This is a genomic window from Polaromonas naphthalenivorans CJ2, from assembly GCF_000015505.1.
Lineage (GTDB): Bacteria > Pseudomonadota > Gammaproteobacteria > Burkholderiales > Burkholderiaceae_C > Polaromonas > Polaromonas naphthalenivorans.
The window spans coordinates 252967-272422 of the sequence record NC_008757.1; the positions used below are offsets into that span (position 1 = coordinate 252967).

18 protein-coding genes and 1 pseudogene are annotated in these 19456 nt (G+C 59.8%); 5 read left to right on the forward strand and 14 right to left on the reverse strand.

What is annotated here, in order from left to right; all coding sequences use genetic code 11:
* Nucleotides 1-201: 201 nt before the first annotated feature.
* A complete protein-coding gene (locus PNAP_RS21570) occupies nucleotides 202-1200 on the forward strand; it encodes an ATP-binding protein (RefSeq protein ID WP_232290843.1) in 999 nt (332 codons plus the stop codon).
* Between the two features lie 77 nt (nucleotides 1201-1277).
* On the opposite strand, the gene PNAP_RS21575 is transcribed toward PNAP_RS21570, so the two are convergent.
* From PNAP_RS21575 to PNAP_RS21600, 6 genes are all read right to left on the reverse strand, one after another.
* Nucleotides 1278-2093 (reverse strand): hypothetical protein, encoded by an 816-nt coding sequence (locus PNAP_RS21575; RefSeq protein ID WP_011797996.1) that lies wholly within the window; start codon nucleotides 2091-2093, stop codon nucleotides 1278-1280.
* Nucleotides 2094-2096: 3 nt separating this feature from the next.
* Nucleotides 2097-2582: a polymer-forming cytoskeletal protein gene (locus tag PNAP_RS21580; protein WP_011797997.1), complete on the reverse strand. Its 486-nt coding sequence runs from the start codon at nucleotides 2580-2582 to the stop codon at nucleotides 2097-2099.
* Nucleotides 2583-2691: 109 nt separating this feature from the next.
* Nucleotides 2692-3039: a hypothetical protein gene (locus PNAP_RS21585; protein ID WP_011797998.1), complete on the reverse strand. Its 348-nt coding sequence runs from the start codon at nucleotides 3037-3039 to the stop codon at nucleotides 2692-2694.
* A 4-nt stretch (nucleotides 3040-3043) separates the two neighbouring features.
* Nucleotides 3044-3292, reverse strand: a complete 249-nt coding sequence (locus PNAP_RS21590) for a hypothetical protein (RefSeq protein ID WP_011797999.1) — start codon at nucleotides 3290-3292, stop codon at nucleotides 3044-3046.
* A gap of 143 nt (nucleotides 3293-3435) precedes the next feature.
* Nucleotides 3436-4482, reverse strand: coding sequence for a ParM/StbA family protein (locus tag PNAP_RS21595; protein ID WP_011798000.1), 1047 nt, complete (start codon nucleotides 4480-4482; stop codon nucleotides 3436-3438).
* A gap of 67 nt (nucleotides 4483-4549) precedes the next feature.
* Nucleotides 4550-5176 carry a hypothetical protein gene (locus PNAP_RS21600; protein ID WP_041377569.1) on the reverse strand — a complete coding sequence of 209 codons (627 nt, stop codon included), beginning with the start codon at nucleotides 5174-5176 and terminating at the stop codon, nucleotides 4550-4552.
* Between the two features lie 822 nt (nucleotides 5177-5998).
* Between PNAP_RS21600 and PNAP_RS26160 the strand changes: the two genes are divergently transcribed.
* The 3 genes from PNAP_RS26160 (at nucleotide 5999) to PNAP_RS25235 (ending at nucleotide 9040) form a co-directional block, all read left to right on the forward strand.
* Nucleotides 5999-6244: a hypothetical protein gene (locus PNAP_RS26160; RefSeq protein ID WP_011798003.1), complete on the forward strand. Its 246-nt coding sequence runs from the start codon at nucleotides 5999-6001 to the stop codon at nucleotides 6242-6244.
* Nucleotides 6245-6709: 465 nt separating this feature from the next.
* A complete protein-coding gene (locus PNAP_RS21610; protein WP_011798004.1) occupies nucleotides 6710-7999 on the forward strand; it encodes a site-specific integrase in 1290 nt (429 codons plus the stop codon).
* 165 nt (nucleotides 8000-8164) lie between these two features.
* Nucleotides 8165-9040 carry an antA/AntB antirepressor family protein gene (locus tag PNAP_RS25235; RefSeq protein ID WP_011798005.1) on the forward strand — a complete coding sequence of 292 codons (876 nt, stop codon included), beginning with the start codon at nucleotides 8165-8167 and terminating at the stop codon, nucleotides 9038-9040.
* 104 nt (nucleotides 9041-9144) lie between these two features.
* On the opposite strand, the gene PNAP_RS21620 is transcribed toward PNAP_RS25235, so the two are convergent.
* The 4 genes and pseudogenes from PNAP_RS21620 to PNAP_RS21635 all read right to left on the reverse strand — a co-directional run bounded on the left by PNAP_RS21620 (nucleotide 9145) and on the right by PNAP_RS21635 (nucleotide 13079).
* Nucleotides 9145-9642 carry a hypothetical protein gene (locus tag PNAP_RS21620; RefSeq protein WP_049763809.1) on the reverse strand — a complete coding sequence of 166 codons (498 nt, stop codon included), beginning with the start codon at nucleotides 9640-9642 and terminating at the stop codon, nucleotides 9145-9147.
* Between the two features lie 47 nt (nucleotides 9643-9689).
* Complete coding sequence (locus tag PNAP_RS21625; protein WP_011798007.1) at nucleotides 9690-10106, reverse strand: DUF6283 family protein; 417 nt, start codon at nucleotides 10104-10106, stop codon at nucleotides 9690-9692.
* 369 nt (nucleotides 10107-10475) lie between these two features.
* Nucleotides 10476-11462 carry a response regulator gene (locus tag PNAP_RS21630; protein WP_011798008.1) on the reverse strand — a complete coding sequence of 329 codons (987 nt, stop codon included), beginning with the start codon at nucleotides 11460-11462 and terminating at the stop codon, nucleotides 10476-10478.
* A gap of 243 nt (nucleotides 11463-11705) precedes the next feature.
* A pseudogene (locus PNAP_RS21635) lies at nucleotides 11706-13079 on the reverse strand (IS1182 family transposase).
* Nucleotides 13080-13395: 316 nt separating this feature from the next.
* Here PNAP_RS21635 and PNAP_RS21640 point away from each other — a divergent pair.
* Complete coding sequence (locus tag PNAP_RS21640; RefSeq protein ID WP_011798009.1) at nucleotides 13396-13983, forward strand: helix-turn-helix transcriptional regulator; 588 nt, start codon at nucleotides 13396-13398, stop codon at nucleotides 13981-13983.
* Nucleotides 13984-14255: 272 nt separating this feature from the next.
* Here the strand turns inward: PNAP_RS21640 and PNAP_RS21645 are convergent, their stop codons facing one another.
* From PNAP_RS21645 to PNAP_RS21660, 4 genes are all read right to left on the reverse strand, one after another.
* A complete protein-coding gene (locus tag PNAP_RS21645; RefSeq protein ID WP_011798010.1) occupies nucleotides 14256-14948 on the reverse strand; it encodes a hypothetical protein in 693 nt (230 codons plus the stop codon).
* 5 nt (nucleotides 14949-14953) lie between these two features.
* Complete coding sequence (locus PNAP_RS21650; protein WP_232290844.1) at nucleotides 14954-15763, reverse strand: ComEC/Rec2 family competence protein; 810 nt, start codon at nucleotides 15761-15763, stop codon at nucleotides 14954-14956.
* A gap of 118 nt (nucleotides 15764-15881) precedes the next feature.
* A complete protein-coding gene (locus PNAP_RS21655) occupies nucleotides 15882-18137 on the reverse strand; it encodes a ThiF family adenylyltransferase (protein WP_011798012.1) in 2256 nt (751 codons plus the stop codon).
* Nucleotides 18137-19291 carry a ComEC/Rec2 family competence protein gene (locus PNAP_RS21660; RefSeq protein WP_011798013.1) on the reverse strand — a complete coding sequence of 385 codons (1155 nt, stop codon included), beginning with the start codon at nucleotides 19289-19291 and terminating at the stop codon, nucleotides 18137-18139. Before PNAP_RS21660 ends, PNAP_RS21655 begins: the two co-directional genes overlap by 1 nt.
* Nucleotides 19292-19456: the final 165 nt, after the last annotated feature.

Here is a 19456-nt window from a genome sequence, read left to right on the forward strand (position 1 = left end):
TGCAACGCGTGACAGCGAACGGCTGTTGCATCATTAGGTTTAAGTAGTTATCATACCAATCAGTAAAAACATTACTTAAATAGAATGATTGCACCTGCTTCCTCCCAATGGCACTTCCCTCGACCGGCCCTTGCCCAAGCTTACCTAGCATCGCTCAATCTTGGGCTTTCAAGCGCCCGAGGCCTGTTCGCAAGGCGGCGCATGGGCAAGACGGAATTCCTGGTGGAGGACTTCATGCCGGCGGCGCGGGCCGGCGGGTACAGCTGCGCTTACGTGAACCTTTGGGAGCTTAAAAGCGATCCCGCCACGGCGCTGGTTTTAGCCTTGCATCAGGCCATTGAGCCCAAGAGTTTTGCCAAGGTATGGGAGCGGTTGAACACGCCGATTTCAAAAATCAAGGCATCCGGCAAATTCGCGGGGATGGCCGAGGCGGGTGTTGAAGCCGAGCTTGGCAACAGGCACCAGGTCGCGGGCACGCTGCTGATGCAGGCGATGGCCGAGTTCGACAAATACAAAAAATCTCTCGTGCTCATCATTGACGAAGCGCAGGTGCTCGCTGCCGCGGAGAATTCCGTCTTTGCTCATGCGCTGCGCGCCGCACTGGACATCCGCAAGGATCGGCTGAAGGTGCTGTTTGCGGGCAGTTCGGAGACCACTTTGCGCCGGATGTTTGGCCGGGCGTCGGAGCCGTTCTACAACTGGGCGGCACTGGAGCCGTTCCCGCTTCTGGGTGTGGAGTTCGTGGCGTTCATGGTGGACAAGGTGGCGCAGATTTCCCGGTTTCCCTTGCCCTTGCCTGATGCGCTGCAGGCATTTGACGCGCTCAAGCAAACCCCCTTGTTTTTCCGCGACTACGTGGAGCGATACCTCACCCATCCCTTCGAAGGAACCCAGGGCGCACTGGACTTCACCAGGGCGAAGGCTTTCAACGACGGCGAATTCGAAAAGCAGTGGAAGGACCTCCTGCCAGCTGACCAAATACTGCTGGCTCTCATTGCCCGCGACACGTCTGATCTGCAGGGGCTCGAAGTGCGCACTACGGTGGGCGCACGCCTGGGGATTGAAAAGCCCGTGCCCGCTGGTGCAGTTCAAAACTCCCTTCGGCGCTTGGTCGACAAGAGCGTTATTACCCGGATGGACCGGGGCGCTTACCGTATCGAGGATGAGGCGTTTGCCGACTGGGTGCGCCATCAGGATTAGCGCCGATGGTCGGCCTGGCCAGCTTGGGCACTGGTGCCCCAAGCTGGCCCAAGGCCAAGGCCTTGCGAGAAGGCCGTTCAAGGCGACGTTTCGAACTGGCCCTTGTCCACGCTCACGCTCTTGAGCGTCTGGCCATCGGGCATCTTTTCGCCGACCTTGATCTGCCGGACCGAGCGGCCCTGGCGAACGATCACGGTGCCCTCGATGACATTGACCACCTTGAAGTCAAGCGCGGCTGGCAGCGCCTGCGCCGGATCAGTGGCCCGGGCTTCGGGCGCGGCCTTGGCGCGGCTGCTCGAAAGCACGAACTCGCCCTCCTCGGGCGGCTTGGCCGCCGGCTTGTCGGCCGTGCGTTCTGGCAAGGGCGCGTTCGATAGGCGTGGCGGCGGTGCGCGCTGGGCTGGCGGCGCTGGCGGCGCTGGCGCCAGCATGCGCGCCGGCAATGGCAGGGGCACGGCCAGCGCTGCTGGCTGGGCCGCTTGAACGGGCGCCGCCTCCTGGCTTGGCGCCGGGGCGGTGGGTGGCGAGGGCTGCGCCAGATGGGCGGCCACGGCAGCGCCTGCGGGCGGCTCGGAAGCTGGCGCCGGCTCGATGCGTTCGATGATGTGACGCTGAACGGGCGCCGGGCTTTTGGTGCCAACGGCGTAACCCACGGCCACGCACACCAGGCCCGTGGCTGCGGCCACGGCCATCAGGCGCCGGCGCAGGCCGGCCTTGGAGTTGGCGATGCGCTCCTTGCGAATGACCGCGATGGTTTGGAGTTCGCGCTTGAGCCGCTCCTGGCTCTGGCGCTTTGCAATGGCTTGCGATTCGGCCATCGCCCGCTCCCTGGCCATGGCGCGCGGATCGCTCTGGCGGTCGGCGCCCGAAGAGGGCTGATCACCGGCTTGCATGGCTTAGAGGCTTTCGGCTTTGGCGGCCGAAGCGGTCCGCGCGGCGTAGCCCTCCGGCTTGGATTCGAACTTGCCGGCGCCCACATTGGGCGACTCGGGCGCGGCGCTCGCCTTGGCCGAAGCGCGCAAGATCCGCATGTCCACCGCGTCGGCCAGGTGGCTCACCAAAAGCTGGCCGCCCACGGTGACGTTGCCCTGGAACTGCGCACTGTCGCCGAGTTCGACATGGCCCCTGGCTTTGATCTCGCCGGAAAAGGCCCCTTCGATCAGCAGATCGTTGCAATCAATCGTGCAGTTGACCAGCGTGGCCAGCGCGGAAATCTTGATGGGCGTGTCGTCGGTGCATTCGATATGCACGTCGGTCAGCCTGCCGTCGATCAGCGCGGTCAAGCTGGTTTTGAGCGTGCCGGCAACGAGTTGGGTGTGTTCGGACACCAGCGTCAGGGGCTGGTCAAAGGTGGTGCTTGGAAAAAGTACATGGCGGTTCATGGCGAATTGCTTTCAGGGTTGGGTTAATAAAGGCGAGGGACAGTGAAATCGGAGGCAAGCGGATAAAGCGTCGCCTTGCGGCGCAGGGGAAGGGAAGGGAATGGCGTGGCTATTTTTTGAGCATGTCCCGAAGGGTGGCCGGGGAGCTGTCGCTGGCGCGCTTGAACTGCAGAGCGCCGAGCACCATGCCGGCGTACATGACCCATGCGCCAACGCGCCCGGTGCTTGACGCGGTCAGCAGTTTGCTCAGCAAGAATCCGCCGACAACCATGGCGACAGCGACCTTGAGCACCGTCAATCGGATGGCGGCGCCGCGCGCCTCAAGGAACGGCTCGACTTCGCCTTCGTCCATGCCGCGATTGACCAAAAATGCAACGAGATGGCTTCTGGCCCGCTCGATCTTGAGCACGAAGACAAAAAATTCCATGAACCGAAGGGCGAGTTGGTCTTTGTCCATGGTGTCAGAGCTTTCGGCGGATCAGCACCATCGCCACCACGCCGACGAAGACCATCACGCTGCCCATGGCGTGAAGAGAGCCGGGGAGGGCGCCGATGTTGAGCAGCGCCAGGCCCAGGAGGGCAGTGCCAAGCCCGCAGACAAAGATTTCCTGCGCGGTGACGCCGTTCCTGCGGGGTTCTTCATACGCCTCGTCGATGATTTGATCGATCTTGGAGGGTCTGGCGCGGCCGTTGTTCGGATCGTTGGTCATGGTCGGGTTTCCTTGCGGGTGATTCGGGTGGAAGGGGAGCGTTCAAATTACCATGCGGCATTCATGGCGCAATGGCAAAACCTGCGCTGCCCGCGCTGGTTTTCAGCAAGCGACCTAATTAGGTCGCTTCATGGCGCCCGTGCTTAATCTGCGAACATGTCCTGTCCTGTGAGAAAGTAGCCCCGGCAGTTGCTCATGACGCCTTCGGGCATGACGTCCATGCGGATGTGGGGCAGCCGCGCCTTGAGCGCATCGATGTAGAAGCCGGCGCCGCCCCCGCAGACGAAAATGCGCGAGACGCCCGCCTTGTAAGGATTGAAGCGCATCAGCCACTGCGCCACCATGTCCTGGGCTTGCTGGCCGGCCAGCTTGCGGTACGGCGTCATGTCGATCCGCTTGAGGTCCAGCAGCAGCTCGCCCTTGGCCAGCGCCGACTCGATCATCGCGAAGTCGGCCGACTCGATCCCGTGGTCCTGGCTCAGCCGCTTGGCCACGGCATTGATGAGCTGGGACACGCCCCCCTGGAACGAGCCGCACAGCTCGTAGTGCGGCGCCATCCCATCGGAGAGTAACCAGTCGAACGTGAGGTAACCCGGGTCGATCACCATCGAGATCACGCCGTCGTCGGCCAGCTCCAGCGCGCTCTGGGCCGCCAGGCGCAGCCCGCCTAGCGGCTGGGGGAGCACCACCACTTGCTTGGCCGAGACGTCCACATAAGCCTTTCCAAGGCGGCTGCGCATAGGCATGGGAACGGGCACGCGGCGCACGCGCGAACCGATCTCCTTGAGCACCTTCTTGTTGGCCGAAAACCCCGACACGGGCAGGCCCAGCACGAGCATGTCCACGCTCGGGCTGACGATGCCGGTCTCCTTGAACATGTAGTGCCATGCTCCCAGCAGCAGTGCCTCGTGCGTGGGCGTGTTGATGTAGTCCGGATGCAGGGCGCGCAAACCGCCTTCGCGGTCGGCCTTCGGTCCGACGTAGTACGCCTGCCCGGCAACGCTGACTGCCACCCGGTCTAGATTGCTCGTGGCTTGGCCAGGTGCGATGTCATCGTCCAGGGCCAGCGGGCAGACGGATTTGAAAATGATTTCCGACCAGGCCTCGGCTTTGCCGGCAAGCGTGCGGTGGGACCAGGTGGCTTTGGTGTTGCCAAAGCCGATATCGATGGCGAGTATGCTGGGTTTCATGGTTATTTTTGAGGGTGAAGGTGAGGTAATGGGGAGGGCGATGGTTTTGCGTGGCGCGGATGGCTTACTACTTCTCAGACTCGGTTACGGTTTTGCGCATTCTTTGGGCGAGGGTCTGCTTGGCTGCAGGGTGCGGCTCGCTCATGCTGGAAGGGTCTGGCAAGGAAGCGATTGGCACGGCAGGGTTTGCGTCAGGCGCCGTTTGCAGTGCTGGCTCCCGCGCGGCCGGTACGGGCAGGGCGCGGCAGGGCGCGGCATCGCCGCTGGGTTGCGCCGAAAGGCAGTAAGCATTGAAGAGGCGCCGCTTGACGTAGTGGCTGCGCTGGGAAGCACCCTCGATCCTGCAAATTTCAAGGAAAAGCTTTTCCAGCCCAACATCGCGCTCTGAAATGCGGAACTCAATTTTGAAGCTGGGCATGCGGCCAGAGCAGGCCGCCAGGCTTGCGTTGTTTCCTAAGTCGCTTGCGCCTGGCGCATGTTGGCCACAGACAATTTGGTGGAGCACGCGCTTGACGTGGCGTGTTCGATGGCTGGTGCTGCCCGCTGCGGCGAGCTCCAGGTACAGCGCTTCAAGCCCGATGTCGCTGGCCTTGATAAGCAGCTGGATTTTCAAGCTTGCGGCCGTTTTGCCGGCCGGCTTTGGCGCTGGCGCTGCCAAACCGGCTTCTGCAGCCGCGCCGCCAATCAGGGACATATCCTTGCTACTCGCAGACAAACTGCCCTCGTCTGGCGCCGGTATTGCCGGGATTAGAGGCGCTATCGGGCAATTCGTGGGCGAATCGCTGGCATTTGAAGCCAGTGCTGCCGGAATTGGAGGCGTTGTCAGGGGATTCAGGGACATAACGGTGCTGTTTGTGGGCGCTTGTTGGTGATTTGGCGGCAGACGGAATTCTCAGCGCCAAAATTGCGATTTCTCCTCCGAAAAACACCCAAAAAATCGCCGCTTTCACATTTCTCAAACGCGCCAAAATCCAGTACAGTTCTACCCATTCGCCTTCACGGGCGAGCCTTTTTCAATTGCTGCTTCATGCAGAACGAAAAAAACCGGAATTCAAAGTGCCTGGCCCCGCGCGGTCCAGGCTTTTTTTGAATCCTTACAGGGCGCCAAGCCCCAGCTTTTTTGACAGAGCGTGAGTTACTGAACCGTACAGAGTGAGGTAATTTTTCGTTTTTCTTCAATGACGGCAAGCGCTTGGCGCACCTCATCAGTAACAGAACGGGTGCAGAACGGCTTACTGACGCTCGATTCATTGCCGAAATGGCGGTGAAATCGCGGCTTCAGGACCCTGCTGGACCTGGCCTGGCTACTCAATGAGGATGATGAAAGCCACTGCCTTTCTTCGGGCAATGACGGGCTAGCGGGCGCTTGCTTTGCCGGCCTGCCTGTTCCCATGGCCATGCTGCCCATAAGACTGGCTCTGGAGCCTATCCATGCCAACCCAAGCACAGCTAGCGAGTTCCGGCTGCCCCTAGCGCTACAAGACTGGCCATCCGCGCCGCTTCACGTTCACTGCTTTTGATCGCTCTTGACTGCTGGCAATGGCCACAGGGTCATGCGTTGCAAAGGGCTGCTGAAAACGAGGCGAGCGCTTTTGCCGATGAATTCAACCTTGAGCGCCTGTCGCGCATGGACTGCTTTGCCACCACCTGCCCACTTGGCAACTTGCCCGGGCGGCGGCTGGAGAACAAGGCGGCATGGCAGCGGCAAGGAATAACGTCAATGAATTCAACATATTTGTTGAGCCTTGAACCAGCCACCTGACTACCTCGGCGGGTAGATCACGCCAAGAACTGCTGACGCAGGGCAGGTGTGGTGAAGGAACGGCGACCGGGCTATGGGCCTGGAACACAAATCAACACGGGTCGTTCGCGGACCCAGCCTCTTCGGTGAGGAACAGCGAAAGTGCGGGACGCTTGAGTGCCCAACGGATGAAGGAACTCCACCGGCATCCCACCTGTTAGCCGCAAGGCGCGGGGACTGGCAAGGCGAGGACACGCGCCGAACTGGTCAAAAACCATTTTCTTTATGTCAACGTGTCCCGGTATTTCTTGAGGTGAAGGCGCTTGCATGGGGAAGCAGGCAGCTTGAGGTGGATCGGTTGAGGTAGGTCGGTTGAGGTTGCGCCTCAAAGCGAGTGGGTTGCGTGTTGTTTGCGGATGACTGCGCCCGATCGCTTTGGCGCGTGACCGCGCGGGTTCTCAAACAATGCAAACAAAGGACACAGTGATGACAGTCGTACAAAGCGGCGCCATAGGCAGCCTGATCAAGAGCGCCGACGCCATCGTCGAGCGGCACGGCGCAGTGCGTGTCAACGGCAAGGTCGCCTCCATCAGGACCATCGAGATTTCCCGGCAGGTGATGCGCGAGTCTTGCCACAGATTGCATGGCCTGGGCTTTTACCTGAGCGATATATCTTCGCTGAAGGAAAAGCACATCCATGCCCTGGTGCGCGACTGGCATGCCACGGGCAGCCGGAGCGGCAAGCCGCTGGCAAACAAGACGATGCAGAACCAGCTGTCGCGCCTGCGCATCTTTGCCGGCTGGCTGGGCAAGCCCGAGATCGTCAAGCCCGGCGGGCTGGCGGTGTACCTGCCCGAGGTCGAGGCATCGAGCCTGAAGGTCAGGACCTATACCGAACGCAGCAAGAGCTGGACGGGCAATGGGGTGGACCTGGTCGAGATCATCGGCCGGGCGAGGCTCGAAGACGAGCGTGTCTGGGCCATGCTGCTGATGGGCGTGGCGTTCGGCCTGCGCAAAAAGGAGATGCTTCGGATTCAACCCTGGCGGGCCGACGCGCTCTGCGAGCTGCGCATCGATGGCAGCGTGGCCAAGAACGGCCGCGCCCGCTCGATTCCCTTCATCGGCGCGGGACACCCTTATGGGCTGTTTCAGCGCTGGTGCCTGGACCAGGCCAGGCGCGTGACCAAGCGAGGCCAGACGCTGGGCTGGCCGGACTTGAGCTTCAAGCAGTCGGAGAACCGCTTCTACCACTGCATGAAAAAGCTGGGCGTCACCCAGGTCGACAGCGGCATCTCGCCGCACGGCCTGCGGGCGGAGTTCGCCGAGAACATGGCCCTGATCCGGGGCTTGGTGCCGCCCTCGCTGGGCGGGGACATTGACCAGATGGGCAAGGCGCAGCGCCTGGAGATCACCGATGCCATTACCAGCATGCTGGGCCACGACGAGGATCGCACGATCAAGGCCTACTTTTCCAGCTTCTACCGGCCGCTGGCCCATGTGGGCGGCATCGGCGGCAAGGTCGGCCCCACCCTTGCGCTAGATCGAATGCAGGACATCTTCGTGACGGTCCATGTCAACCCGGTGCCGGTCAGGGCCAAGGACGGCAGCTACCGCATCCAGAGCGTGGCCGAGCGTGCTGCTACGGCAGTGACGTGCGTGCTGGAAAACCCCCCGCAGGAGGACCGGCACTTTGACGTGGTGAGCTTTATCGCCGAGTACCCGCAGTTTGCCGAGCGCATCAGGAAGTCGCTCGTGGCCGTGGGGCTGGGCGATTAGCGCCAGGCGCTATGAGGCTGGCGGGGGCGGCAAGGCGTGTTCGTGCGCTAGTAGCTTGGCCGCCAGCCAGCCGTGAAAGCCGCCTTGAAAGCGGCCGCATTCAGCCGCATTCGCGCCTGGCCTGGCGGCAAACTGGACAGCTTTTCAACTTCAAGGAACCTTCTCATGCCCAACGGAAAAACGCAACCCGATCCAGTGGCTACGGGCCACGGCAGTGCGCAGGCCCTGCCCAAAAATTCCGGCGCCTCCAAACCCAAACCCGGTGATGCCGTGCGCAAGGCCACCAAAAAGGCGATTGCCAGCCTGGGTGAAACCGCGCACCAGCCGGCCGCGATGGCCGCGTCGCCTGTTGGCGGCGACAGCCCGGCCGGCCTGGAGCTGGTGCAGGTGGCACAAGGAGTCATCGGCGGGCTGGAGTGCCTGGTCGTCGATGGCAGGGCGCTTCACGAGGTTCTTGGTGCCAAGCGCGACTTTGCGACCTGGCTCAAAAGCAAGCTGGACGAGTACGGCTTTATTGAGAAAGTCGATTTTGAGATATTCCCCCAAACGGGGGAAAACTCCAAAGTCGGCAGACCAACACAAGATTACAGCTTGTCCCTCGACATGGCCAAGGAGCTGGCGATGGTCGAGCGCACGCCGCAAGGGCGGGCGGCCAGGCGCTACTTCATCGCGTGCGAGCAGCGCCTGATGCAGGCCGGCATCCCGGCGCCAGCGCTGGCGCAGCCGACCCACGGTCCGGTAGGCCATGAAGGAGGCGACATGCTCGACTACTTCGGGCCGGAAGATGTGCACGAAACGGCAATGATCCACAACGCCATGTACACGCGCACGTGGCTGCTTGCCATGCGCGAGGCGAACAACGTGCTCCTTCTCGGGCGCGACGCAGGCATTGCCGAGGGCTTTGCCTGCGTCTACCAGCAGCGCATGCTGAGCCAGCTGGTAAAAAGCCTGGAAAGTATCAATTTCGCTGAGCGGTTCAAGGACAACTATATCGCGGACACGACGGCCTATATAAACAGCTGGATGCCTGCGCCTAACTGAAAAGCCCTTTACACCTGAGCGAACAGACCGCCCCCACCGGCTCCGGTGGGGGCTTTTTCGTTTCGCCCGGTACACAATACCGCGCCCGCACCCGGCACGCCCATTCAGTGCGTTTGCAACCAGCGCCGCAAATGCGGGAAAACAGGCCCGCTTGTCGGGCCGTGAACGCCGAAGTGGTGGCCCATCTTTAGCGCCAGCCTGAGTTGCGCGCCCGTGCCTTCAAACGATGCGTTCTCGATGATGATCTGGGGATCGAGCCCCAGATGCATTCCAGCCGCCCAGCTCCAGGCGGTGGCTTCGCATTCGCCGGACTGCATCACCTGGACCATGAGCGGATCGTCTGGATCCAGATGCCTGCATTGCGCGAGCATGGCCTGCACGCCAGCATCCACGTCCTCGCCCATCAGGTGCCGAAAGCGCCCCGGCACCACACACAGGTGGCCCGCCTCGTGCAGCACGTCGCTGGCCAGCGCCTTGCGCGGATCGATGGCCAGGACGCCGTTGAGGATTCGCACGCCGGGCACAAAGCCGCTGGCGCCATCGACCCAGCAGACCGGCAATCCGGCCAGGGCCAGGAAATTGAATACCTGTTGGGTGCTCATCGCGATGCGGCGTGAAAGCTCGGGCCCCGATCCGGGCTGGCGGCGCGTCAGCGGCAAGGCGCCAGCACCGGATCGTCGTGTGCCACGCCGTTGGCAACGGCCATGGCCCGGTAGCTGTCGTGCAGCGCGGCGTCCGCGCCTGCCACGTCATCCTTGTATCGGCCCGTGATATAGCCGATGCGCACGGCCATGTTGTGGCCGGCGCCGCGCAGCAAGAAGCCGGCGCAGGTGTGGGCCGGCTTGATACCGGACTCGTGGCACGAAAACACGTTGCGCGCCATGTCGTAAGCCGTGCTGGCGCTGTGCCTGAACGCCTCGGCCGGAAACGCTCCGGCGTTCTGGACAAGCCAGGGGCAGCCGCCGCACGGTTTTCGCCGGTAACCGGCCACCTCGCCCGCAACAGTGACCACCTGGTGGTCTGGACCGGCGGGCCGGACGTTGATGATTTTTGCTGGTTTGCGCATGGCTGTAATTTTCGCCTGAAGCGGTGCGAAGGCAAATCCCCGGATTCCCGGGCCAAGCGAGCGGGCAGTCTGCGGGTGCGGGCTGCGGCACGCTTGGGTCCGCCACAAAACGCCCGTAGCTGTTCACGGCGCCTTCGCGCACGCTCTGGCCCACCTCGAAGCGCGCGGCATACACCACGCTGCCCGTGCCTTCAATCGCAACGGCGCTCTGGGGCGCCGGCTTGCGCCCGCCTTCGAGGCATTGGCTCAGTTCCACATCGATCAGGCGCTGGCCGTCCCAGATGGCTTGCACCGTCTGCGCGTCCCAGCCCTGGAGTTCGGCGAGTTCGGCAAGGTCGGGCAGGTTGGGGGAATGCGCGGATTTAGTGTTCAATCTTGGATAGCTCTTTGGCTCAGGCCGACCAAAAGCCGACCGTAGCTATGCACACAACCAGCACCTAAGCTCTCGTAAACACCAAACTGAGCGGCATACACAGTGGAATGCTCTCCGTCGATCGGGAAAGATTCCCGTGGCTCTGGTCTGCGGCCATCGTCAAGGACTTGACGCAGTTCCACATCAATCAAAGTTTCTCCGCTCTTGATGTTTCGCACTGTTTTGTCGTCCCAACCTTGATGCTCAGCTAGCTCAGCAAGTTCCTGTAGGTTTTCTGCTGCCTCCAGTTGCAGCCATTGAATAGTGCCCTTAGAGTTCTGAGATAACACGCCAAACGGCGCACCGATCACAACATGCTCTACCCATCCTTGCGTTAGAGATAGATATTCCAATCGCTTTGAAATCAGCGGGTCGGAGATCAGGGCCAGCTGTCTTTCAGACAAAGTTGGTGACCAAATCTGTTGGTGATTGTCAATTGAGGCTTGAAGAAACTCACCAATGGTATTGATTAGGTGTGAAGTTAGCTTGGAGGTCTGCTTGGGAATGTACTTCTGGATCAATCCAGAGTTGAAAGCACTCACAGCGATTTGTTCATCTGCCAAACCAGTAAGTAATATCCGTGAACCTTTCCAGCCCTTGATGGAGTGCAAGAATTCAACCCCATTCATGGCAGGCATGGAATAGTCCACCATGCAGATCTTCGTTAGCGAAAAACGCTTTGTGCCGTCATCACGCCAATATTTCAGAATCTGCGGGATCAGTTGAGTACCACCGTGCCACCTTTTAACGATCTCCTGCTGGCACCGGAAGTCAGCATTCCATACGTTTTGCTCTTGAATCAGGGTTTTTGCGCACACGGCAGGACGATGAAAGAGGCGGACTTGTAGGCCCTCAGGCAAGGCATCGCCCAAAACTTGAAGATAGGCCTGATCATCATCCAAGAAAATGATGCCGCCAAGACGACGGTAAAGTGGAAATGACATGTAGGTTTTGTGAGTAATTGGTCGAAGCTGACCAGGGTCAAGATAGGTATTTCACGACCGCACCAACGCAAGTCTAAAAGATACACTATTGGGAGAACGAATAAGCACATAGCTAGCAGCCTGTCGGGCTTGAATCTGGCGTACAGGTTGCACCTTTGGCAGGTCAATCAGTCGCTCAATATTCAGGCGATTTTTGCCGTTTATTCGCTCTTTTTGCGCAGTTCGAGCCGTCTCCCCAGCCTTTCAGGCACATGGGACGGATTTGTGGCGTAGCACGGCCATGCGCTTGAGATTCCACGCCAGGCACACCAGGTGCCATTCCCCGTTCACCTTGTCTTTGCCCCTGAGCAGGAACTGTCGAAAGCCCATCACCGACTTGACGATGCCAAACACTGGTTCGACGGTCTGTTTGCGCAGCGCATACACCGCGCGGCCGGAGGAACTGCGCAGTTTGTGCGCCATGCGTTCAAGCGCCGTCGCATCCTCCGGACAAGGCGCGGGCTCTGTAAAACGCTCGCTCCAGTGCGGATGGTGGTCCTGCCGCGCCACGGCCAGGTAGGGCTCCATCCCGGCCGCCTCACAGGCCGCAATGTTCTTGTCGCTGCAAAAGCCGCAGTCCGCGATCAGGCTATGCACCCGCCCCAGCGAGCCGGGCAGCAGTGCCAGTTGCTCCAGCATGGGCATGACTTGCTCCTTGTCGTTGCACGCTTGCGTCACAAGGGGCACGAGCACCAGCATGCTGGCGGTATCGACCGCTGCCTAGGCGTTGTAGCACTGCTCGAAGCCGCCGCCGGCCACCTTCATGATGCGCGACTCCTCATCGGTCAGGTTGATCTGGTCTTGCGCCCGGGGACCGGCCTCTGGGGGCTTTGGTGGCCTGCCGCCGGACTTCTTGCCGGTTTGTTCGGCCCGGGCCTGGCGCTGGGCCAGTTTGGCCTGGTACTCGGCCTGCTCACAGGCGAAACGCGCCTGCGCGCGCTGCTGGATTTTGGTCTTGGCCTCCTGCATGGCGACAATACGGTCTTGCCTGTGCTTGAGCTCTTCGGGCAGCTTCATGCCATCGAGAATATCGGCCCCGTCTGCCTGCTCGGCCAGCGCGAGCAGCTCCGGCACTTCGGCCTGCAGCTTGGTCTGGAGTTTGTCGATATGGCCATGCGACAGCGCACTGTGGCGCGAAGCGTTGGCATGCACCTTGGTGCCGTCCAGGCTGATGGCGCCCAGCTTGAGCAGCTTCATCTCTCCCGCCAGTTCCAGCACCTGCATGAAGATGTCCGAGAGTTCGCCCAGGAAGCGGCGGCGAAACGTGGCCAGAGTGTCATGGTCGGGGTGGCTGTTGGCAGCAAGAAAGCGAAACGCCACCGAGTCATGGGTGGCGCGCTCGATTCTGCGACTGGAAAAAACGCCGGTGGCGTAGCCGTAGACCAAAAGACTGAGCAGCACTTCGGGGTGGTAGGCGGCGCTGCCGCGTCCGGCATAGGCACTGGTGAGCTTGCCAAGGTCCAGCTGCTCGATGGCTTCGAGGATGAAGCGGGCCAGGTGGTCTTCGGGCAGCCAGTCCTGCAGCGACGGGGGCAGGAGGTAGGCGCTCTGGCGGTCAAGTGGGATAAAGCGGCTCATGCGGTGGCAATGCGGGATGGGGTTGCGCAATTATCCCGAATTGCTGGGGTAAGCCCGACAGGCTGCTAGCGCGATAATTGGCTTTTAGCACAGTGAATAAGTGATTTTTTCGTGGAATCCAAATTAGATCTTCGGTTTTCGTCAACCTTCCAAAACGTTCTGTATTTACTGACGCCCATTCCATGATGGTTTTGACACTTGGCCATAGTGGCTTTTACTTTTTTAGTGCACGCTGATGGGGGTATCTGAAGCGCTCGGCTTTTTAAGCCTAGATGGCATAGTCTATGAGTGGCTAAGCGCACTACGGCTGTTTTCCGTGGAAGCTCTGATAATTCTCGGCCCCGACCCGTTTTCTACAGAGGAAAGTCGGTTGGTGCGCGCGGTGCAGCCAGCTAACCTACTCTTGGCAGCACAAACGCTTGCTAAAAGTGGTGACTTTGGCGTAGCGTGGGATGATTTCATGGCGCCTCTCGTCGGCTGGGAGGACATTGCAGACGCCATCCCAGAAGCAACCCAAGGCTGGCGCATGCTTTGTGTGGGGCACGGTCTCCAGAGTGTGTTGCGCATCGCATTTCCCATGACTGGAGGGAGAGCCTTCGAATGCTATCTTTTCAGTTCTTTAAAGTGGCACGACCAGAATGACGCTGCTCAACTCGCTTGGTCGGCATTTATTAAATGGCCAGCACTCAAGCAAGCCTTGATTCAAGCCCACAGTCCACTAAGCCCGCGAGAAATTGAGTGTTTGAAATTGGCGTTCAAGGGGCTGACTGCCAGGGAAAGCAGCGAAAAAATGGGTTGCACCGAACGCACCGTGACGTTTCACATCGCCAATGCCAGCACCAAGCTGCGCGCCGACAACAAGTTGGCGGCAATACAGCGGGCCTGCTGGTTTGGTCTTTTCTAACCAATTTTCAGTTTCAGTTATCCAATTCCAAAATTCAACCCCCAACGAAAGCTATGTCGGGGGCATTTCATGCGCCGGCACCCTGCGCTGTCTTTATGTTAGAGGAACGTGACCGAGGGTTCAAAGTGCTGAACCGTAAAGCGGAAAAGTTGGAAGCTGATCAGGTGCAGATGCGTCGATAGGCAATTGCCGTCTTGCTTTGGTAGGTGCACGCTACACAGTTGTATTGTGTGACTGGCCGTTTACCTTGATGCACGTAGGGGCGGGACAGGTCACATGTTTAACGAATCCGGAATAGACACTGCTTTGCGCGCTGCAGGCTTCGATCCAGCCACTTTGCGACTGGCATGAACGGCCAGTACGTTCTGTACAAAACGAATGCCAGTGGTCCTTGCGGCAAACGCTGTGACCAGGTATTGTCCGAGGAACCACGCTGCGGACGCCAGCATGCGCGTCGAGTCGATGCCGCTGAAATGCATGACCAGAGGCAGCGTTGGTACGAGCAGCAGCGACATTACCGAGATGTCGCGGAACAGCAGGTAGTTCTTATGGCTGTCCACGACCGAGGGGTCCGAGTCGACCTGCCTGTATAGACCGTACCACTTCGAGTTCTGATCTCTTTCCGTAGACGGGAACTCACCCACGTTTTTCTTCAGCTTCGCTATGTCGATCCGCGGGTCGGCTGGCGCATGCACGGAGAAGGCCCGAGCACCTGGCAGCGGATGCTGGAAGCGCCAGAACACCAGAATGGCCTTGTGATCGGACGAGATGAGCGACGAGAGGATCAAGGCCGGAATGGGCAGCAACGTGGTCAGACTCGCACGGATAACGGCGACCTTTGTCAGAGTCAGATCATCGACCGCAGTGTTGAAAGCGATCACCAGGAGCACGAGGACATCCAGGACGAGTGTCGCTACCAGCCAGGCGAGGTTTCGGCCCTTCAGTGTTTTGTTGTAATCTTTCATTTCTTTTATCCGTTGTATTCTGTGGTGACCGTATACCTGCCGTCATCCGACACTTTGAACAAAATCCAGCCGTCTTTGCGCGTCGTTAGGCAGCGTCGACGTCGGTTGGTGTTGGACACTAGCACGCCCTGATTCGAAGCAGCGTACTGGTAATGTGGTTTTTGGGTTGAGTGGACAATTGACTTGTCCGAGATCACTACCACTTGCGGTTCGAAGTAGTCAAATATCCGTTGGCAATAGCCGTTCGTTCGGCCATGATGGGATGCGACCAGCACTGTCGTACCGACCAACTCGGCGCGAAACGCTGGTTGTTCCAGCATCGCGAGCCATCCATCTTCTTCCAGGTCGCCAGGGAACAGGATCTTGAACGGCCCGAATTTGAAGAACACGGCCAGGCTCAGGTTGTTCGTGTCGTAGAAGCGAGGGTAGGGGTTGGAGAAGGCGGTTACCGTAATGCCGCCCATGTGCTGATCGAAAGGGGCATCGACGGCGTGTATGTAGTCAGTGTGAAGGGCCAAGTACCTCTCGATGTCGTCGGTCAGCTCGCCACTCGCTTCCTTGATGATCCTCAAGACCTCTGGTGACACGCTGCGATTCCTCTGAAACGAGGAGACGGTGATGCCCTCGGTCCACAGATTGTTCAGATCGCTCATATGGTCGAGGTCTGCATTTGTGATGAACAGGTAGTCCAGCACACTGCGCCGCAGGTGATTCTTGATATAGGTGCTTGGCTTCCATCCCGTCAGCCCGTTGTCGCCGGAATCGATCATTGCGAGTCGACCTTGCTCACCGTTGTCTGCCTGGTGTGTGAGCATGGCGCATGCGCCATGCTGCACATCCCATATCTGTAAGATCATTTGCCCAGGCATGCTGCCCTCCGAAGCACGATGAACTGGGGATTCTCTACAACAGATCGAATGCTTTGCCCGCGCATCACTTCACCGTGCCTTGCAAGACTTGCAGATCGTGTTCACCGACGATGAGCTGAACGGCGGGGAGACCGTCATCGGCCATGCCCAAGGCCAGATGAACGAGTTGCACGAGATCGTCACGGCTGGGTGAGGCGGAATGCCCAGGTGGATGGCTGTGCCACTCGCCGATGTAGCCGACGACTCCGGCTGTCCGTCGAGACGCTTCGGTGACCGTTTCTGCCAGACCAGCGATGCCGCGCTCGAATGAGCCAGGACTGGACTTGCTGTCAGGCGGAGCAGGAAGGGCCGCGACTACGATGACGGCACTGACGTTGAAATCGTAATACCCGATTAACACGCCGCCGGTTTCATTGGGAAATCCCTTCGTCCGCAAGTCCCGAAGTTGCAGCTCTACGCTGGCGTCGACGAACAGATCGAATTCACCGAGCTGCATGCGACGTTCAGTGGCCACAGGCACGTCGTGCACCTCCACGGTGCCACGAACTGGATCGCGCTGCCATACGCGAATCATTGCGCCGTCTTGCGCTGCCGCCAATGGAATCTGCTCGGCCAGTGTACTGGCCTGGCCCATGATCCGCGAATACGGTATGACCACAGAAATATCCCGGCAGCTCGCGCCGCTCCAGAACGAACCAGTGTTGTCGGTGAGGTGGTTTCGTCCCCAGTTCTCTTGGATCAAGGCGCGGTAATACTGCGCTTCAAGAGTACGCAGGCGAAGAAGCCGTTGGGCGTCTTCGGCAAGTAATATTCCTGCATTGCCGGTTGGTGTGACGAAGACCGAGAAGTGTCTGGCGAAGCCATCGACCATACTTGCGGCGCGCGGATATTCCAGAGTCGTCGAGGCGTCGACCACTAGCTTCACACTTGACAGTGCATCAGTGACCGCCCCAGGCTTGAAGTCACTGGCATCGGCGTTCAGTGGGGTGATCTCGGAGGCCCCATGCATGGCCGCCGCGTGTAGGTCCGCCACGACGGTGGCCTTGGGGTATCCAATGTGCTGCGCATAGGCCACATGCCGAGACAGGTTGTGCGGCTTGATATGGTCCTTATCGATGACGGTCCAGCTTCCCCAGCCAGCGCGTCCCCAAAAATTGAGTATCGCGCTGCCGAGGGAACCTGCGCCAACAAGCGCGCCGGCCGGTCCTTCCTCGGTGATGCCCGACTGCTTCCTCGCTGCCGCTGCGTCGTTTTGGCTCAGGACGGCCATCGGCAAAACAGGCTGCGAACGCCACTCGGTGGCAGGCTGCGCACCGATCAGCCCCGTTGCGCTGAAATACTTCTTGTCGAGGACGAACAATGCGCCGACGGCGACGCCGAGTTCCAGTCCGCCTGCCAGCAGCAGGAACGCGCGATGGGTAACGCCGACGGGCTCTGCGCCTTCGGTCCGGCAGATGGGGATATGGAGCAGGATGACCGTGCATTTGTCGTCGGCCGATGCGACGACGCCCTTGGCGCCCACGCGCGCCTGCAGGGCTGCTCGCAAGTAGGGCAGGAGATCGATGCCACGCCTGGAAAGAATGTCAGCGAGTTGTCCCAATGTCGCTGGATCGCGCTCGACGAACCCGTGCAGGATCGGTTGCAGCACCAACTCGATGGGGGCGGCGGTGCCGGTCTTGACCGCAGCATCTTTAGGGACCGCTTCCAGGAAGCACGTGAAGCCCGCGTCGGGACGCTCGGGGCCTCGCGCGATGACGAAGCGATGCTCAGCACTTTTGCGTAACGTTGACAGATTCCACGGCAGAACGAGTTCGTATCTGGTAGCGAAGAACAGATGTTCAACCGGCTGGTCCGTCGGGTGCAGTTCACCCCGTGCACTCTTTTCGAGCCACCACTGGATTCGGCGCAAAAAACTTTGCGGTGTCCAAGTGCGCATCACCGCCGCCACGGATTCGAAGTACAGACAAAGGCTCGCAGGGGCATCGAGGATGCCCTGGTTCTGGTGCATCAAAACAGGGAAGTCCTTGCGCATTGCCAGAACCTCGATGAGCTGCTTGGGATCGTCGGACACACATAGCGCCAAGCGTTCCCGATAATTGATGCCGACGCCATTTTTTGGAGGCACACCATCGCACTCGACCTCGACGACGATGCATTCAAGCTTCGGAGTCCCGTCATCGCAGTGTTGCAGGAGCTGGACCACCGCGTAGTCGCGCTGCCGCGAGACGACATCGAATAACGTCTTGGCTCGCGGGATCGTCAGTCCTACTTCATCCGCAAGCGCACTGACATTCGTGAGTTCGTGGTACTCCTCGGCCATCAGCCCGCCCGCGGTGGCGTCGACAGAATGACGGCCGGCGCACCGATGGATGTTGAGCGAATCCAGGTCACCCCGCCGTTTGTGATCTCGAAGGTGATCGGCTCCGGCTTGTTGGCGTTGGGTTCCTCCATTGTGACAAGGAATTTACGACCATTCACTTCCTTCAAGTAGCGTTCGTAGGCTTTGCGGGCCTGAATGTGTGGGGGTTGCTTCTGGGTGTACGAGTCCTTCACGTCCGTGATGGGCTTGCTACAGCTGACGATGTACGCGTCCTTCTTGCCCAGCCGCAAGAGGTCTTTGATCAGTGGTTTGGGCTCGGTTTCCTTGTCGCCTTTCTCGTCGCTCAGTGCCAGGTAGCTGCAATGGTGGGGGATGTTGTACAGATCCCAGGCCAGTCTGTCCTCGTTCTTGTGATACCGCGTCGTCTTCACAATGTCTTCCATGCTATCCCAGGTTGCATCACCGACTTCGAGGTAGTCATAGTGAGCGCCGTCGGCGCGAAAGCGCACGTTGAAAACCAGTGACGCCTCGTTTCGGATGATGTCGCCTTCGTCGCAGTGCTTGATGAACGGCGAGTGGCAGAAGAACTCCACCTTGTCCGCGTCGAGCGAGAAGCCGGGTACGATCGTGCCGGCATCGATGAGCAGGTGATCGCGGGCCGAAGCCGATTCGCCACGCTCTTTCAGGAGGGGTTCGAGCCAGTCGGCCAGTGCTTGAGGCTTCGAGAACACCAGGATGTCCTTGCCCTCCAGTAGGCGGTGCCGAGCCTCCTGTCGAAGCAGGACGAACTCTTCCATCTGGTGGTCGTTGTCGGCTTGCTCCAACAGCATTGCGGCAGGCACCCAGAGTTCATGAATCTTGATTCGACCTTCGCCATGATATTTCCTGGCGTGCTGCAGCTCGAAAAAGTCGGTACTGCCCTGGATGTGATCCAGATCGGCGTGCGTGAAGGCCACGACATCGAAATAGTCGCGATCCGCCTTTTTGAGGTCGGCCTTCAGGCGCGCTTTGAGATCAATTTCCGGCGTGCTCGTGTCTTCAGCTTTTTCGCGGTGGCAAAAGTCGAACAGGACACGGCGACCGCCGGTCAGGACGATCTGGGTCGTATCACCGTTGCCGACCGGATAGAAAATGACTTGATGTTTGTCTGCCACGATGGATCCTCTCTAAACCGGTGGCCAATTTGGAAGAATTAGCACTCAACCACGAGGAGTGCTAATGGACACTATATATGGGGCAAAACTACCAGTCAATACACTACAGGTAGCGCTTTTTGGTATTTTACTGTATTTAATAACAGCTCTTCAACACTTGCACTT